Origin of the sequence: Pseudomonas sp. AFG_SD02_1510_Pfu_092, from assembly GCF_003331055.1 — a bacterium.
Taxonomy (GTDB): Bacteria; Pseudomonadota; Gammaproteobacteria; order Pseudomonadales; family Pseudomonadaceae; genus Aquipseudomonas.
This window is the reverse complement of record NZ_PUQD01000027.1, coordinates 26,086-43,410: the sequence shown is the minus strand read 5'-3', so window position 1 is coordinate 43,410 and position 17,325 is coordinate 26,086. Positions and strand designations below refer to the sequence as shown.

The following is a 17,325-nucleotide window of genomic DNA, read 5'->3' as shown; positions in this document are numbered from 1 at the left end:
CAACGGGTCTACCGCTCAAGCGTGGGTGAAAGAGTGGAAAGCGTTCTATAAAGCGCCCCGCCATCAAAACTCAGTCGCGCCTGCAGCGTAAAGGGTTCGTCCAGCAGTAACTGTTGGAGTATCGCCTTATTCAACTTCGCCTTGATGCCGTGTTCTGCTTCACTTTCAGTCACGGGTTGCGACGCATCGCGAAGGGTTTCATTCAAAACGCCGAGTGCAGTAATGCCACTGATTGAGAGCTCAATAAGATTCCCTGCGCTACCGTAATACCAGGAACCCAGTTCCAGGTCTGCGCCATCGCTGGGCACATTTGCCAAAGACAACTTGCCCGACGCCACCTGTTTGCACACAATGGGCGGATACTCATTGCCAGGGACTGGCTTGATGCGTAAATGATAGGGGGCCGATTCGCTCTGATCAGTCTCATTGAATACCCGATACACCACATCGAATCGACGGGTTTCATCCACTGCACCTCTACCCATGTTTGCGGGCACGTATTGGGGCGGGATGTAAAAACGAAGCGGGTCGTCTGCTTCCGGTGTGCTGGCAGTGTACTCGCCATAGCCAGGCCAACCGCGCCATTCCACCTCCGCCCGTTCACCGGGCAGGAGCACACCAGGCACCTGCACCCATACCCCGCCTAGCGCATCCTTGGCAGCCAATGTGCCGCTGTCTGTTGCGGCATCAGGGATTGCTGCGCTGACCTGCGGCGCAGAGAGTTCGCGCAGGGTTGCTATGTCCACGGGCAACTCGAGCGAGCGCTGTCCGGCACCTTCACGGCCAAACAGGTAGTAGAGACTGACCTGCAAACCCTGATTTTCGAGCAGGTAGTCAACGGGGACGTGAAAGGCCACCTCCCCTACCGTTTGCGTACTGGCATCGACACGAATAGTCTGCAAAAAGTCGCGAACGGGGCTACGCCAGCGCAAGGTGACACGATCCGAAATCGCCATATCAGGGTAACCCGCCACCCTGACCGTAAAGCCGTTTCTACCGCTACAGTGCCGAGAACTTCCTCGGTTACGGCGCCGCCGGCGTGGTCTGGGACGAGCACTACAACCAGGACCAGCTCTACAAGTTCGAGGGCAGTGAATACAACTACCACACCGAGGTCAGCCACTACCTCGATGGCCAGGTGTTGCGCACCGTCAAGCACACGTTCAACCGCTTCCACCTGATGACCGAGCAGGTCACCGACGAAGCCGGCAGCGTCCTGACCGTCACCACTCAGTACCACGACCAGCCGGGCCGCTTCGAGGACCAGGATGTGCGCGTGCAGTTGCCCAGCAAGATTACCAAGACCTGGACACAGACCGGCACCCAGCTGCGCCGCGATGAAGCGGTGCTCACCGAATACGACACCGACGGCAACCTGGTGCGCGAACAGTTCGCCAACGGCATGGCCATGGTCCGCGAGTTCTACCCCGCCGCAGGCGACGGCGAAAACTGCCCGCCCGACCCGGACGGTTTCAAGCGCAACCTCAAGAGCCTCACCGTTCTCCCGGCCGAAGGCGCGGCCCCGGCCAAGGTGTTGCGCTCGCGCTACACCTACCGCGCGCTGCCGGTACTGAGCACTGCACGTGCACGCCAGCAGACCGGGACCTGGCTGGTGGCCGATAGCGTCGAAGAATTCGAGGTCGTCGGCACCCGCGAAACACCGCTGCGCCGCGAGCAGATCAGCCACCTGAACATGCCCGATAACGTGTTCCTGCATGGGCGTACCGACTTCAAGACGACCGCCCTGGGCAAGACCCAGTCGCGCACCGAATGGCACTATGAGCAGCGCCAGGATGACACCGGCAAGCTGACCTACCTGGGCATCACCACCACCTTCAAGCCCCATGGCGGCACGCTCGAACGTACCACCCGCAGTCTGCACAGCGCCTTGCGCAACCAGCTCATCGAAGCGCAGGACAGCAACGGCGTCATCACCCGCTATGGCTACGATGCGGTCAACCGGCCGAGCGCCGAGACCGTGGCGCCGGACCAGCCCGAGTACACCGCCACACGCGCCTATCGCTATGGCAAGGCCACGGAAAACAACCGCACGCTGTGGTACGCCGAAACGACCGACGTCAACAACGTCGTCACCCGCACCTACCATGACGGGCTCAACCGCCCGCTGCGTGAAGAACGCACCCTGCTCGCGCTGGAGGACCCGGAGTCCACCGCCACGATCACCCGCCAGGTGTGGAAAAACACCTACGACACCCTCGGCCGTGTCGTCAGCGAAACCCAGTTCGACTACCTGCCCGCCCCGCCCGGCAGCGGCAGCGCCGAAGAGCAGGTTATCGAGCTGACCTCGCACTTCAGCTACGATGCCTGGGGGCAACGCAGCCAGGTGCTGCAACCGGATGGGGTCAAACGCTTCACCCAGTTCTCGCCCTTCGGTGTCGACGGCAACCACATCGAGCAGTGGCAGGAGAGCCGGGACCTGCCAGGCGTCAAACAGCAACACAGCGTGGTGCAATACAACCGCTTCGACAAACCGGTCTACGAGTACCGGCTGCACCTGCCCGCCGGTGCGAGCAAACCGGTTGAAACCGACCGCACCGATTACCTCTACGACGGCCTCGGCCAGGCCGTGAAGGAAACGCTCAGCTTCGCACCCGAGCACAACCTCAAGCCACGCGTCACCGAGTACCAATACGACCACTGGACACGCCTGTTCGAAACCGTGCGCGCCGATGGCTGCGTGCTGACCCGCCACTTCGACGAACGCAGCACGGCGGAGCTGACCACCCTGCTGGAAGTACGCGACCGTAGCGGCGCACCGCCACGCCCCGTGTGCAAACGCAGTTTCGACGGGCTCGAACGCCTGACCAGCATGGCCGTGGGTCCGCGCCTGGAAACTTACCAGTACCAAGGCCAGCTCGACCTGATGGAGTCACGCACCATCAGCAACATCGCCCCAGGAAAGAATGAGCACCTCAAGGTCAAACACGTCGAGCGCTACCAGTACACACCGGCGTTAACCCGTCAGCCCACCAGTATCAGCGCACTCGAAGAGCCAGCGCCGAAGGCTGCCAACGAAACCGACGAAGGCACGCGTAAGCCAAAGGCCCCCGACAACGCCAAGTTCGGCTATCGCCGCACCAGCGCTGAAGTGGTCAGCACCGACAACGCCAACGGCGGCCGCGTCTACAGCTACACCGACCAGGGCTACCTGGCGCGGGAATACTGGAAAGTAGCCGGTAAGGAACAGTACAACATCCACAACCAGCACTCCCTGCAAGGGCGCCTGCGCTATCGCAAGCACAGTGACGGTGTCGCCTGCCTGTACGCGCATGACACGCTGGGGCGGGTAGCAACTGTTACCCAGGGCCACCTGCAGGCCCAGCTGACCTACGACAGTGCAGGCCGGCTGGAAACCACTACCACCCGCGACACCCGCGAACCGGCGCGCTATGTGCGCAGCACCCAGACCTACGATGACCAGGGCCGGGAATATCGACGCACGCTCGAGGCCGATGGCCAGCAGCAGGTGCTGGTACTGAAATGGCTGGACCACGATACCCTGCAGTCACGCACCCTCTACAACGACAGCGATGAAGATGAGAACGCCTTCCTGCGCAAGGAAGTGTTCGAATATGACCAACTCAACCGCTTGGTCATCCACGACTACCTGGGTGACTGGGGCAATGAAGAGGAGATGGGTGAACGCTGGCAAGCCTTGCCGCGCAATGCCAAGGGCCGCTCGATCATCTCGGAAACCTTCGCTTTCGATGCCGTGGACAACCTCATGCAATGCAAGACGAAATTTGCCGATGGCAAAGAGGACACCGCACGCTTCACCTACGCAGAAGATGACAGCTTCCAGCTGAGCAAAGTGACCCATACCCTGCTCGAGGACTACCAGGCAACGCAGGGTTTCAGCTACGACGTGCGCGGCAACATGCTCAACGACGAGCAGGGGCGCACGCTGGAATACGATGTGCGCGGGCGCCTGGAGCGGGTGCTGGAAGCGGACGGCAGCGAACGGCTCAAGTACCAGTTCGATGGCCATGACCAGTTGCTGGCCAGCGTGCACGGCGGCACCCGCCAGGTGCAGCGGCGCTACCAGGACCATCGCCTGGACACCACTCAGGAAGGCAGCCTGCTGACCCAGTACCTGCTGGGGGGCACGCATGCCCTGGCGGAACAGCGCTCGGACAAGCCCGCTGATCCGTTACTGCTGCTGACCGACAATGCCGGCAGCGTCGTCACCGAAACCGACCGCGAAGGCACCCGCCATGCCAGCTACAGCGCCTATGGCGAACGCCCTGACGACAATGGCATGCGCTGCCTGCTGGCGTTCAATGGCGAGGTGCGCGAAGAGGCCCTGGGCTGGTACCTGCTGGGCAGCGGCTACCGAGCCTACAACCCAGTGCTGATGCGCTTCCACAGCCCCGACTCGCTGGCACCGGAAGAAGCCGGGCTGAACCCCTACCTGTACGCCTTGGGTAACCCCGTCAGATGGCGTGACCCTACCGGGCATAAAGTCAGCCAGATCAACGGCGACGAGCCGCCTGACAGCAAGGCAGGTGTCGCCAACGGGTTAATTACCATCGGCAAGTGGTTTGGAGCATTGATATCTGCCGTTCTGCTCGTCGCATCAGTGATATTGACGCCATGGCGTGCACCTTTGACGCTTGCGGTTGGCCTAACACGGGTCGGCACTGCTTTACAGGTTGTCGGCGTTGGCTTGCAGATCGCGGGGGGAGTGACGAATCTTGACATGAAAAATCGCAAAACTTCAAATGACTTATCTATTGCAGGTGGAGCGATTAGCCTAATAGGCTTGTCTATTTTTGGATTAGGTCGAATGAAGTATGTTGAAAAACAGAGGGAACGTGACGTCATCAATTATCTAAATGACCACAGGTACTCATACCCTCGAACTCTACCTCGAGATCCAATGATTCGCTCTGACTCGATGAGTTCTGACGCATCGGGTTATGAACCATTGGGCTTAGAAGCTTTATTCCCAAGACGCATCAGATATACGAATACTACAGCACCGACCACTAGCCCAGCATCTTCTGTCCATCGATCCAACCCGGAAAATGTGCTCAGTAAAACTACGGCACCTTCCGTGCTTAAACCCGAAAATGATAACATTTCAATTTCAGAAAATAGAGAGTATGTAGTTTTTACTCGCAGCACCACCGGTCAAGTAAGTACTCGCTCACGTGAACAGCGCCAATAAGGTTATCTTTCCTACGCTCTGACTGTCATACGCTTCTAAAACCAGACGGTACTCCCGCCAGCGATATTCGCCCGGGAGTCACCGCCTACTTTTAACCCCAGTCCATATCTCGCACCAGCGCACAAGACTCTTCCTACATCCCCCGTTGCCCTCCCTCCCTACCCTACCTATCCCGAACCCGGCCCCGTCAGCCACACGCGCCTGACGCACGCCGCCCTCAGCATACAAATCAGCCCCAGCTCCTGCCTCAGGCCCGGAGTCACGGTGCCTTCAGGACCTTCCATGCCTAAGCTTCATTGCCGCAGGCCTGCCTTGCTACGCCCGCGCCCCGCCCATTCAGCGCTGCTGGGCAGCTCCCTATTCCTGCTTCTGGTCTCGCCGACCTTTGCCGCCACTGCGCGCTTTCAGGCCGAGTTCATGCACCAGGCTCCAGACCAGGCCAGCGAAGCCGGCGCCCTGGCCCTGCAGGCGCTGGCCGAGCAAACACCCTTGGTAGCCGGGCGCTATCGCGTGCAGGTGGTGGTCAACAACACCACGCCCTACACCCGCGAAATCGATATCCACAATAACGACGGGCATGGCCTGCAAGCCTGCCTGACAGGCACGCTGCTGCGCGACTTCGATCTGCGCGAAGAAGCCCTCGAAACACCCCTGCCCAGCGACGACCGCTGCCTGGACCTGGCCACCCTGGTACCCCAGGCCCGCGCCGACTTCGACCCGCACCGCCTGCAGCTGGCATTGTCCATCCCGCACATCGCCCTGCGCCGGCAAGCCGCAGGCTCGGTGCCCGAAGCGCGCTGGGATGCCGGTATCGACGCGGCTTTCGTCAATTACCAAGTGTCCGCGCAGCAATACAACAGTGATACCGGCGGTAGCCGTAACAGCCACGACCTGTACCTCAACAGCGGCATCAACTTCGCCGGCTGGCGCCTGCGCAGCACGCAGGCGCTGCGCGACAACGTCGACGGCCAGTTCGACTGGAGCCGCAGCGAAACCTATGCACAACGCGACGTTCCGGGGATGCGGGCCAACATCACGCTGGGCGAAACCTTTACCGGCGGCGACGTGTTCCGCAGCATGCCCTTTGTCGGCGCACAGCTGGCCTCTGACCTGGACATGTACTCCGACACCGAGCAACAGTACGCCCCGGTGGTCCGTGGGGTGGCCCAGACACGCGCCAAGCTGGAGGTGCTGCACAACGGCTACCCGATCTACTCCACCTACGTGGCACCGGGGCCATACGCTATCGATGACCTCAGTGTTGGCGGCAGCCACGGCGAACTGGAGGTGGTACTAACAGAAGCTGATGGCCAGGTGCGCCGCTTCATCCAGCCGTACTCGTCGCTGGGTAACCTGCTGCGCGAGGGCGTATGGCGCTACAGCGCAACGGTGGGCCGCTACAACGGCGCCGAAGACCTGGAGCGGCCCATGTTCTGGGAAGGCACGCTGGCCCGCGGCGGGATATGGGACAGCACCCTGTATGGCGGTGTACTCGCCAGCGATTACTATCGCGCTGGCGCATTGGGCATCGCCCGCGACTTTGCCGGCCTGGGCGCGCTGTCGTTCGATGTCACCCAGGCGCGCACCGACCTCGACGGCCTGACGGGCCAGGTGCAAGGGCACAGCTACGCCGTACGCTACGGTAAGAGCTTCCAGACCGGCACCAACTTGCGCTTTGCCGGCTACCGCTACTCGACCGAAGGCTACCGCGACTTTGACGAAGCCGTCAGGGAGCGCAACCATTCGCAGCATTATCTGGGTAACCGCCGCAGTCGCCTTGAAGCCTCGGTCTACCAGCATTTTGGCCAGCATTCGCTGAGCCTGACGTTTTCCCAGGATGACTACTGGAACAACGCCGCTCAACGCCGCCAATATCAAGTGCAATACAACACGCGCTGGCGGGACCTCAGTATCAACCTGTTCGCCTCCCAGGACCTGACCGACCACGCTGGCGAAAACCGACTGTTCGGCCTGAGCCTGTCCCTGCCACTGGACTTCGGCCGCCGCCACAACACCCGCTTCGACCTGCAACGTTACAACGGCCAATACAGTCAACGCGCCAGCCTCAATGGCGGGCTGATGGACAACCAGGTCGGCTACCAGGTATCGGTAAGCAACGACCAACAGAACAACACCAGCGGTGCGCTGTCCCTGGCCTACCAAGGGACCAACGCCAGCTACGGGGCCGGTTACACCCAGGGCCCCGACTACCGCAGCGTTTCGCTAAATGCCAGCGGCGCCTTGCTGGCCCATGGTTCGGGCATTGTTCTGGGCCCCTATATGGGCGAAACCAGCGCCCTGGTGCACGTGCCTGACGTTGCCGGTATCACGCTGGAACATTCACCGTCCAGCCAAGCCAACCGACAGGGCTATCTGCTGGCGCCGAACCTGCGCCCCTACAGGCTGAATTCGCTAGTACTGCACACCGACGACCTCTCACCGGAAATCATTATCGACAACGCCACGCAGCAGGTTGTGCCACGTCGGGGCGCGATCGTCAAAGCCAGCTTCCCCAGCCGGCAAGTCATGCGCATGGTCCTGACCCTGCAGCTGGCTGACGGGCGGCCACTGCCATTCGGCGCACAAATCACCGATGCCCAAGGCAACGCCCTGGCCGTGGTCGGTCAAGCCGGCCAGGCACTGGTAGCCAGCGATGTGCCAGGGCCCCAGCGGCTGCGTGCGCAATGGGTAGACCAGAGCACCCGTGAATGCCACGTCACGCTTGCCGCTGCCGCCATACCCAACGTCAACGGCTACCGCATGCAAACCCTGGTGTGCCAGCCCCATGACGAACCGCTATCTGAAACGAACATGAATCACCAGGAACACACCTCATGAGCACATTCGAATGCACAGCGCCGCGCCGCGTCGCTTCGCTAGCCTGCGCCCTGGCATTAGGGCTGCTCGGCAACGAGGCACAGGCCAGATGCACGTGGGAAGCAGGCGCTTCCTTCCTGACCTTCCAATACGACACCGGCACCCTCTGGGTGCCTCGCGATGCAGAGGTAGGGCGCGAGATAGCCGACCTCCCCGTAGCCATCAACAACCGCGACGGTGCCCAACTGCGTTGCTTCTACGAAGCCTCGCCCCCCACCACGATCAGCATGCCCACTTCAACGGCCATTGCCACGGCTGTACCGGTGCGGGGCCTGCGCTTCGCCGACAGTGTGCTGCGCACCAACATCGACGGTATCGGTGCCGTCATTACCGTAGCGTATCCTTACGATGGCAGCGGCAATAATACCTTCAGCTCCGACGACGGCAGCCAGACGATTCCGTACAGCGGCACCATGCGCACGCCTACCGCTTTCAATGCCCAGCTGGGCTATTTCTACGGTAGGGTCAAATTGGTCAAGACCGGCCCGATTGCCCCTGGCGAACATGTCATCGATAAAGAAATGTTCCACGGGATCACCAATGACCTAGGCAAGGTCATGGACTTCACGCTGAAGGGCCTGGTCAAACAAGCGCAATGCACGCTGCTGGGCAACCCTGTCAGCGCAGACCCAGTGAAGTTCGCAGACCACACGCTGGCCGACTTTACCGACCCCGGGCCAGTCGGCACTGAAGTCGATTTCCACATCAAGCTCAGTGATTGCGAAGACGACAGTGCGGCGCCCACCGCCTACGCCCATATCGAACTGGACGGCACCAACGGCTCATCGGCCGTCGACGCCAAGCGAGGCATCTTCAGCCTGGGCACAGGCTCCACGGCGGCAGGTTTCGGAATTCAGATCCTGCACGGTGACGGGCGGGAATTGCCGCTGCAGGAAGCCGTATCGGTCAAGCGCCTGAACGTTGGCGTGACCCAGCTGGACTTCAAGGCACGCTACTATCAGCTCGACCGTACGGTGAAAGATGGCCTTGCCAAGGCCGCCTTGAAATTCACCATCAGCTACCGCTGAGCACACCATCGGCGCCTTGCAACAGGCGCCTCGATGGACACCTATTTCAGAAAGACGAAAACGCAAAAAGGGACCCGAAGGTCCCCTTTTGCGTTACATATTTGGAGCGGGAAACGAGACTCGAACTCGCGACCCCGACCTTGGCAAGGTCGTGCTCTACCAACTGAGCTATTCCCGCATTGTGAAACATTTACCACTATCGGCGTGAAGCGCCATGAAGACCTTCACCACCACTGCACCGCATAGACGCCACAGTATTAAACTGGAGCGGGAAACGAGACTCGAACTCGCGACCCCGACCTTGGCAAGGTCGTGCTCTACCAACTGAGCTATTCCCGCATTTGGCGTCCCCTAGGGGACTCGAACCCCTGTTACCGCCGTGAAAGGGCGGTGTCCTAGGCCACTAGACGAAGGGGACACGCTGCTGGCATTGCTGCCTGCTTTCACTCCCTGCCGCGTTTCGCTGTGTGCTTTACGCTGCAAGTGGCGCGCATTCTATGGATGCTTGGTACAGGCGTCAACCCCTTTGTAGAAATTTATTTAAATCAATGACTTCCGGGCAGATGGGGGTGCAGTTGCGGGCCGGGTTGCCGATATATATGAATGAGGGTGGCTGTGCTGGCCTCTTCGCGGCTAAAGCCGCTCCCACAGGGATAGTACAAGGCCTCAGAGCGGTGCAGTAACCGTGGGAGCGGCTTTAGCCGCGAAAGAGCCAGCACAGGTATATAGCCGCTGTTCGCCCCCTGGCAAACTCACTACACTCAAGGCTGTAATTCTTCTTCAATGAGGCATTAACGGTGACACCACTTCTGATCACCCTGCTCATCGTGGCGGGTATCGCGTTGCTGATCGTGATCGGCTACCTCAACAATGTGGTCGAGAACGGCAAGCTCGAGCGTGCCCGGATGAAGGTCGAGCTGGCCGACCGCCTGCGCCGCTGTGGCGAAATCACCGAGACCTTCCCCGGCCAGTTCATGACGCCGGGCCTGAAGCTGCTGCTGACGCGCCTGGAGCTCAACCTCAACCAGCGCCAGCTGGCACTGGACAAGCACAATGCCGAGGTCAGGACGCGCATTGCCGAGCTGGAACGGCTGATTGCCCTGGGCGGGCAGATTCCGGTGAACAACCCGCCCAACCCGATCCAGACCGAGATCAAGGCCAAGGATGTGCGTTTTCTGCTGGAGGCGCTGCACAATCAGGTGACCCGCGCTGCCCAGGAAGGCTTCCTGCCCACCCCCGAGGCCAAGCACTGGGTCAAGGAAATCCGCCATATTCTGGTGCTGTTGCATATCGAGTTCTTCAACAACCTCGGCCAGCAGGCCCTGCAGAAGAACCAGCCGGGCCAGGCGCGCCTGGCCTTCGAGCGCGGCGTGCAGTACCTGCGCAAGCAGCCGGAGCCGAAGCAGTATGAAGAACAGCTGACCTACCTGGAAAAACTGCTGGCCCGTGCCAACGCCCAGGTAATGGACCGCATGACGCCGGCGGAGGACGAGCAGAACGAACTGACCCAGGGGCTCAAGACCGACGAAGAAGAGACCTGGAAGAAGAAGGTGATGTACGACTGATGCTTTAACCTGTGCCGGCCTCTTCGCGGGCTTGCCCGCTCCCACAGGGCCGCATTGCCCTTAAGTCTGATGCATTCCCTGTGGGAGCGGCTTTAGTCGCGAAGAGGCCAGTGCAGGCAACACAAACAATCAGCAGTCAGTCAGTTCCAGGAAGATCGCCGCCAACCGCTCCAGCCCCGCCTGGTCCGCCTCACTGAAACGCCCGAGCTTCGGGCTGTCCAGGTCCAGCACGCCAATCAACCTGCCCTCCTTCACCAGCGGGATCACCAGCTCGCTGTTGGACGCGCTGTCACAGGCGATGTGCCCCGGGAACGCATGCACATCCTCCACCCGCTGGGTCTGCCGCGTGGCCGCCGCCGCCCCGCACACGCCCTTGCCGAACGGAATGCGTACGCACGCCACCTGGCCCTGGAACGGGCCGAGCACCAGCTGTTCGTTGCGGTTGAGGTAGAACCCCGCCCAGTTCAGGTCGTCCACCTGGTTGTACAGAAACGCCGAAAACTGTGCGGCATTGGCGATGAAGTCGCGCTCGTCGGCAAACAGCGCCTGCACTTGCGCGGCCAGCAGGTTGTAGCCGTCGAGGCCTGCGCCACTGGCATTGAGGTCGATCATTTACTTTGCTCCAGCAATTGCAGCCCGACCCAGTAGCGGGCGAACTGATAGGCACAGCGGCCATTACGGTTACCGCGGCCGGTGGCCCAGCGCACGGCGAGGATGTCCAGGGCTTCGTCACGCTGCCAGCGCAGGCCGGCCGGGCGTGCCAGCTGGCCGATCCAGTGCTCGACCACATTGAGGAAGTGTTCCTGGCTGAACGGGTAGAACGACAGCCACAGGCCAAAACGGTCGGACAAGGCAATCTTGTCTTCGACCGCCTCGTTGGGGTGCAGCTCGCCGTCGACCATCTTCCAGTTTTCGTTGTCGCTCTGTTTTTCCGGCACCAGGTGGCGGCGGTTGGAGGTGGCGTACAGCAGCACGTTGTCCGGGGCCTGCTCCAGCGAGCCGTCGAGCACGCTCTTGAGCACCCGGTAGTCGCCCTCCCCGGCTTCGAACGAGAGGTCGTCGCAGAACAGGATGAAGCGTTGCGGCAGCTTCTGCAGCTGTTCGACCACCCGTGGCAGGTCGGCCAGGTGGTCGCGTTCGATTTCGATCAGGCGCAGGCCGGCAGCGGCATGCTCGGCCAGCAGGGCGCGCACCAGCGACGACTTGCCGGTACCGCGCGAGCCCCACAGCAAGGCGTGGTTCGCGGGCAGGCCGTTGATGAACTGGTGGGTGTTGCGGCCCAGCTGGTCACGCTGCTGGTCGACGCCGATCAGGTCGCTGAGGCGGATGTCCAGGCTGACCTGCAGCGGCAGCAGGTAGCCGCTGCGGCCGTCGCGCTGCCAGCGCGCGGCCAGGGTGGTGCCCCAGTCGATGTCCGGGCGTTGGGCCGGCAACAGGGGTTCGAGACGCGCCAGTACCGATTCGGCGCGGTCGAGAAAAGCGATCAAGCGGGTGTCCATGACAACTCCTACGAATTTCAGTTTTTTGGGGGGCGCTTAGCGCCCCTTCGCGGGCTTGCCCGCTCCCACAGGTACACCGCCAGCCCCCAGGCGGTGATAAACCTGTGGGAGCGGGCGAGCCCGCGAAGGGCCACAAAGCGGCCCCCGCTTGACGATCAACTGAAATGAACAGACAGACCCACCAGTAGCCGGGGTTGATCGGCTATGCTTGCGCAGCGCAAGGAACGTGAAACCGGCTCGGGACACATGGATATCAAGTTCACCAATCGCCTGTCATACAAGCAAGCCCGGTTGACAGTCCTGGTCGGCTTCATCCTGGGAACATTGCTCAGTCTCATCCAGATCGGCATCGATTATGCCAGCGAAGACGCGTCCATCAACCGTGAAGTGCGCGCCTTGCTGCAAATCAGCCACAACCCGGCCTCGCGCATCGCCTACAACATCGACTCGGAGCTGGCCCTGGAGCTGACCCGCGGCTTGCTGGAGTCGCCGGCGGTGTTCCGCGCGCGGCTGGTCGACAACAACCAGACCGTACTGGCCGACGTCGAGCGCCCACGCGAGCAAGACCCCTACCGGCCACTGAGCGACTTCCTGTTCGGCGAGCAACGTCAGTTCAAGGAACGCCTGTACCTGACCCACATGCCCGATGAAGACCTCGGCACCCTGTACCTGGAGGTGGACACCTTCGCCTTCGGCAGCCGCTTCCTCGACCGCGCCGGCATCACCCTGCTCAACGGCTTCGCCCGCAGCCTGGTACTGACCGGCATCCTCCTGGCGTTGTTCTACATGATGCTGACCAAGCCGCTGGTGACGGTGATCGGCGCGCTCAGCGGCAGCGACCCGCGCAAGCCGCGGCAAACCCGCGTCACCTGCCCGCATGGCCACGAACATGACGAGATCGGCGTGCTGGTGAAAGTCGCCAACCAGCAGTTCGTCAGCATGGCCACCGAAATCGAGCAACGGCGCACGGCGGAAAACCGCCTCACCCAATACCTCAACGAGCTGGAAGACATCGTCTCGGCGCGCACCAACGAGCTCAAGGCCAGCAACAACAGCCTGAGCCTGTCCAACCAGGAACTGGAACAGGCCCGCCGCCGCGCGCTGGACATGGCCCAGGCGCGCGCCGCCTTCCTCGCCAACATGAGCCACGAAATCCGTACCCCGCTCAACGGCATGCTCGGCATGATCGCCCTGGCCCTGGACAGCCCGCTGCCCAGCGAGCAGCGCCAGCAGCTGGCGATCGCCCACGACTCGGGCAAGGTGCTGGTGGAACTGCTCAACGATATTCTCGACCTGTCCAAGTTCGATGCCGGCCAGCTGGAGCTGGAACGCATTCCGTTCGACATGGGCTCGATGGTCGAGGACACCGCCAACCTGCTGTCGCAGAACACCGCGCAAAGCGTGGAGCTGACCTGCCTGATCGCCCGCGATTTCCCCAGCAGTGTGCTCGGCGACCCCACGCGGGTACGGCAGATCGTCAGCAACCTGCTGTCCAACGCCCTCAAATTCACCCGCTTCGGCCGCGTCGATGTGCGCCTGACGACCATCGTCGGCGGTGTACGCCTGGAGGTGCGCGATACCGGCATCGGCATCCCCGAAGACGCCCAGGCGCGGATTTTCCAGCCGTTCACCCAGGCCGGGGCCGGCATCACCCGCCAGTATGGCGGCACCGGCCTCGGCCTGACGCTGACGCACAACCTGTGCAAGGCCATGCAGGGGCGCCTGCATATCAAGTCGGAACCGGGCTTTGGCAGCCGCTTCAGCGCCGAACTGCCGCTGGCGGTGCACACCGAAGCGATCCCGCCGGCGCCGCTGCACGGGCGCGTGGCAGCGCTGAGCGCGAGCGGCAGCGGCCTCGACGAACTGTTGCAGGACCTGTTGCCAGCGTGGGGCCTGAGCTACCAGCGGCATGACAGCGGCGCCACGCTGGATGCTGCCGCCATCGACCTGCTGATCACCGATAACCTCGAGCAGCTGTTCGCACTGCGACCGGTGCTGAAAACACCGATCCTGCTGGTGACCGCCTACGGCAACTTCCTGCCGAGCGAGCAGTCGGTCGCCCTCGCCCCCCTGCACCAGCTGGCCCGGCCGCTGGCGCGCAACGCCCTGTACCAGACCCTGCGCCGCACCCTGCAGGGCCACGAGCCGGAACACCCGCTGGCCAGCCCGGCCCTGACCCTGGAGGCAGGCCGCGCGCGCATTTTGCTGGTGGAAGACAACCCGGTGAACCAGCTGGTGGCCAAAGGCATGCTGGCCAAGCTCGGCTGCCAGGTGCAGCTGGCCACCCAGGGCGCCGAGGCCCTGGAGCTACTGGAACAGCAAGAATTCGACCTGGTGCTGATGGACTGCAACATGCCGGTGATGGACGGCTACGAGGCCAGCCGACGCATCCGCCAGAGCGGCCGCTGGCCGAACCTGCCGATCGTCGCGCTCACCGCCAACGCCATGCCCGAAGAGCGCGAGCGCTGCCGGGCTGCGGGCATGAACGACTACCTGGCCAAGCCGTTCCGCCGCGAAGAACTGCTGGCGCTGGTCGAGCACTGGGTGCCGGTCAACGGCTGAGCAGGCGCTCAATGTCCGCTTCCAGCGCCTGCGGCTTGGTGGTGGGGGCGTAGCGCGTCACCTGGCCGCTGGCCGGGTCGATCAGGAACTTGGTGAAGTTCCACTTGATCTTCTGGCTGCCCAGAATGCCCGGGGCACGCTGCTTGAGTTCGACGAACAGCGGGTGGCTGCCGGGGCCGTTGACCTCGACCTTGCGGAACAGCGGAAAGCTCACGCCGAAATTGCGCTCGCAGAAGTGCGCAATCTCCCGCGCATCACCCGGCTCCTGCTTGCCGAACTGGTTGCAGGGGAAACCCAGCACCACCAGGCCACGCGCGCGGTAGGCCTGCCACAATTGCTCCAGGCCCTTGTACTGCGGGGTAAAGCCACACTGGCTGGCGGTATTGACCACCAGCAGCGCCTTGCCCGGGAAGTCGCCGAGCTTCTTGTGCTCGCCGCCCAGGGTCACGCAGGGAATGTCCAGCATCGATCCAGCCATGGTCAGGCTCCGGTCAGTCGCGCGGGCGCAGGTCGATGCACACCGAATTGATGCAGTAGCGCAGGCCGGTCGGTGGCGGGCCGTCGGGGAACACATGGCCCAGGTGCGCATCGCAGCGGGCACAAGTGACCTCGGTGCGGATCATGCCGTGGGAAGTGTCGCGGATCTCGATCATCGCGCTGTCCTCGATGGGCGCGTAGAAGCTCGGCCAGCCGCAACCGGAATCGAACTTGGTCTGCGCATCGAACAGCGCCAGGCCGCAGCAGATGCAATGGTAGATGCCGTCGCGGCGCTCGCTGTTGTACTTGCCACTGAACGGCCGCTCGGTGCCCTTGAGGCGGCATACCTGGTACTGCTCGGGGTCAAGCATCGACCGCCACTGTTCCAGGGTTTTCTCGATCTTTTGCATGTAGAAACCTCGACAGGCTGAATTTCACCGCGCACCGTCTTTTCCGGGGCGCGGGTGGCACGTATATTAGTTGGCTTCGTGTGCCAGGCGTTCAGTCTGGCACCCGCTTCCTGCCCTTTCAAACCTTTCGGCGGGGCGCAGCGCGTTTTCTCAATCGGGATCCCATCATGCAGTTCAGCAAATCGAACAAGCTCGCCAATGTCTGCTACGACATTCGCGGCCCAGTGCTCAAGCACGCCAAACGCCTGGAAGAGGAAGGCCATCGCATCCTCAAGCTGAACATCGGCAACCCGGCGCCGTTTGGCTTCGAGGCGCCTGACGAAATTCTCCAGGATGTGATCCGCAACCTGCCCACCGCCCAGGGTTACAGCGACTCCAAGGGCCTGTTCAGTGCGCGCAAGGCGGTGATGCAGTACTGCCAGCAGAAGGAAATCGAAGGCGTCACCATCGAAGACATCTACCTGGGCAATGGTGTGTCCGAGCTGATCGTCATGTCGATGCAGGCGCTGCTCAACAACGGCGACGAAGTGCTGATCCCGGCGCCCGACTACCCGCTGTGGACCGCCGCAGTCAGCCTGGCCGGCGGCAAGCCGGTGCACTACCTGTGCGACGAGCAGGCCGACTGGTTCCCCGACCTTGACGACATCAAGGCCAAGATCACCCCGAACACCAAGGCGCTGGTGATCATCAACCCGAACAACCCGACCGGCGCGGTGTACTCCCGGGAACTGCTGCTGGGCATGCTGGAACTGGCCCGCCAGCACAACCTGGTGGTGTTCTCCGACGAGATCTACGACAAGATCCTGTACGACGAAGCCGTGCACATCAGCACCGCCTCGCTGGCGCCCGACCTGCTGTGCCTGACCTTCAACGGCCTGTCCAAGTCGTACCGGGTGGCGGGCTTCCGTTCCGGCTGGCTGATCATCTCCGGGCCCAAGCACCACGCGCAGAGCTACATCGAAGGCATCGACATGCTGGCCAACATGCGCCTGTGCGCCAACGTGCCGGCCCAGCATGCGATCCAGACCGCGCTGGGCGGCTACCAGAGCATCAACGACCTGGTCCTGCCGCCGGGCCGCCTGCTGGAACAGCGCAACCGCACCTACGAGCTGCTCAACGACATCCCGGGCGTGAGCTGCGTGAAGCCGATGGGGGCGCTGTATGCGTTTCCGCGGATCGACCCAAAGGTATGCCCGATCCTCAACGACGAGAAGTTCGCCCTCGACCTGCTGCTGGCGGAGAAGCTGCTGATCGTTCAGGGGACGGCATTCAACTGGCCATGGCCGGACCACTTCCGCGTGGTGACCTTGCCGCGGGTGGATGACCTGGAAGCGGCGATCGGCCGGATCGGCAACTTCCTGCGGACTTATTCGCAGTAAGTACCGGCCTCATCGCCGGCAAGCCAGCTCCCACAGGTTTCAGCGCAAGCCCGAGGCATACGCAGCCCATGTGGGAGCGGGCAAGCCCGCGAAGCAGACGATGTGGTGGATGGCACCGGCTGCGCCGGTGTTCGCGGCTAAAGCCGCTCCCACAGGTTTCAGCGTAAGCCCGAGGCATACGCAGCCCCATGTGGGAGCGGGTTCACCCGCGAAGCAGGCGACGCGAGGGATGGCACCGGCTGCGCCGGTGTTCGCGGCCACGGCCGCTCCCACAGGGATCGCGCCAGTTTTTGGAAATTGATCAAGACAGTTGCTCCCACAGGATTTCCATAGGCCT

Annotated in this window: 11 protein-coding genes and 3 tRNA genes; 6 read left to right on the top strand and 8 right to left on the bottom strand. The window is 62.4% G+C overall.

Annotation, left to right across the window (positions count from 1 at the left end):
- Window positions 1-8: 8 nt before the first annotated feature.
- Window positions 9-956: a hypothetical protein gene (locus tag C6A77_RS13640; RefSeq protein ID WP_114169932.1), complete on the bottom strand. Its 948-nt coding sequence runs from the start codon at window positions 954-956 to the stop codon at window positions 9-11.
- An 83-nt stretch (window positions 957-1,039) separates the two neighbouring features.
- Here C6A77_RS13640 and C6A77_RS13635 point away from each other — a divergent pair, with 83 nt between their 5' ends.
- From C6A77_RS13635 to C6A77_RS13625, 3 genes are all read left to right on the top strand, one after another.
- Complete coding sequence (locus C6A77_RS13635) at window positions 1,040-5,191, top strand: RHS repeat-associated core domain-containing protein (RefSeq protein ID WP_114169931.1); 4,152 nt, start codon at window positions 1,040-1,042, stop codon at window positions 5,189-5,191.
- A gap of 282 nt (window positions 5,192-5,473) precedes the next feature.
- Window positions 5,474-8,029 carry a fimbria/pilus outer membrane usher protein gene (locus C6A77_RS13630; RefSeq protein ID WP_114169930.1) on the top strand — a complete coding sequence of 852 codons (2,556 nt, stop codon included), beginning with the start codon at window positions 5,474-5,476 and terminating at the stop codon, window positions 8,027-8,029.
- On the top strand, window positions 8,026-9,096 hold the full coding sequence (locus tag C6A77_RS13625) for a fimbrial protein (protein WP_114169929.1): 1,071 nt from the start codon (window positions 8,026-8,028) through the stop codon (window positions 9,094-9,096). The genes C6A77_RS13630 and C6A77_RS13625 overlap by 4 nt, the downstream gene beginning before the upstream one ends.
- 102 nt (window positions 9,097-9,198) lie before the next feature.
- On the opposite strand, the gene C6A77_RS13620 is transcribed toward C6A77_RS13625, so the two are convergent.
- The 3 genes from C6A77_RS13620 to C6A77_RS13610 all read right to left on the bottom strand — a co-directional run bounded on the left by C6A77_RS13620 (window position 9,199) and on the right by C6A77_RS13610 (window position 9,514).
- Window positions 9,199-9,274: transfer RNA gene (locus tag C6A77_RS13620), tRNA-Gly, on the bottom strand.
- Between the two features lie 85 nt (window positions 9,275-9,359).
- Window positions 9,360-9,435: transfer RNA gene (locus C6A77_RS13615), tRNA-Gly, on the bottom strand.
- A 3-nt stretch (window positions 9,436-9,438) separates the two neighbouring features.
- Window positions 9,439-9,514, bottom strand: a tRNA-Glu gene (locus C6A77_RS13610).
- A 379-nt stretch (window positions 9,515-9,893) separates the two neighbouring features.
- Here C6A77_RS13610 and C6A77_RS13605 point away from each other — a divergent pair.
- Entirely contained in the window at window positions 9,894-10,661 is a 768-nt protein-coding gene (locus tag C6A77_RS13605; RefSeq protein ID WP_114169928.1) for a hypothetical protein, read from the top strand.
- Between the two features lie 129 nt (window positions 10,662-10,790).
- Here C6A77_RS13605 and C6A77_RS13600 read toward each other — a convergent pair whose 3' ends face one another.
- Both C6A77_RS13600 and C6A77_RS13595 read right to left on the bottom strand, forming a co-directional pair.
- Window positions 10,791-11,273 carry a GAF domain-containing protein gene (locus C6A77_RS13600; RefSeq protein ID WP_114169927.1) on the bottom strand — a complete coding sequence of 161 codons (483 nt, stop codon included), beginning with the start codon at window positions 11,271-11,273 and terminating at the stop codon, window positions 10,791-10,793.
- Complete coding sequence (locus C6A77_RS13595; protein WP_114169926.1) at window positions 11,270-12,160, bottom strand: ATP-binding protein; 891 nt, start codon at window positions 12,158-12,160, stop codon at window positions 11,270-11,272. Before C6A77_RS13595 ends, C6A77_RS13600 begins: the two co-directional genes overlap by 4 nt.
- 204 nt (window positions 12,161-12,364) lie before the next feature.
- Here C6A77_RS13595 and C6A77_RS13590 point away from each other — a divergent pair, with 204 nt between their 5' ends.
- Complete coding sequence (locus C6A77_RS13590; RefSeq protein WP_114169925.1) at window positions 12,365-14,722, top strand: response regulator; 2,358 nt, start codon at window positions 12,365-12,367, stop codon at window positions 14,720-14,722.
- On the opposite strand, the gene C6A77_RS13585 is transcribed toward C6A77_RS13590, so the two are convergent.
- Complete coding sequence (locus C6A77_RS13585; RefSeq protein WP_114169924.1) at window positions 14,712-15,200, bottom strand: glutathione peroxidase; 489 nt, start codon at window positions 15,198-15,200, stop codon at window positions 14,712-14,714. The two genes, C6A77_RS13590 and C6A77_RS13585, sit on opposite strands and share 11 nt — an antisense overlap.
- Before the next feature lie 13 nt (window positions 15,201-15,213).
- Complete coding sequence (gene msrB / locus C6A77_RS13580) at window positions 15,214-15,609, bottom strand: peptide-methionine (R)-S-oxide reductase MsrB (protein WP_025338187.1); 396 nt, start codon at window positions 15,607-15,609, stop codon at window positions 15,214-15,216.
- A 167-nt stretch (window positions 15,610-15,776) separates the two neighbouring features.
- On the opposite strand from msrB, the gene C6A77_RS13575 reads away from it, so the two are divergent.
- Window positions 15,777-16,988: a pyridoxal phosphate-dependent aminotransferase gene (locus C6A77_RS13575; protein WP_114169923.1), complete on the top strand. Its 1,212-nt coding sequence runs from the start codon at window positions 15,777-15,779 to the stop codon at window positions 16,986-16,988.
- Window positions 16,989-17,325 lie beyond the last annotated feature (337 nt).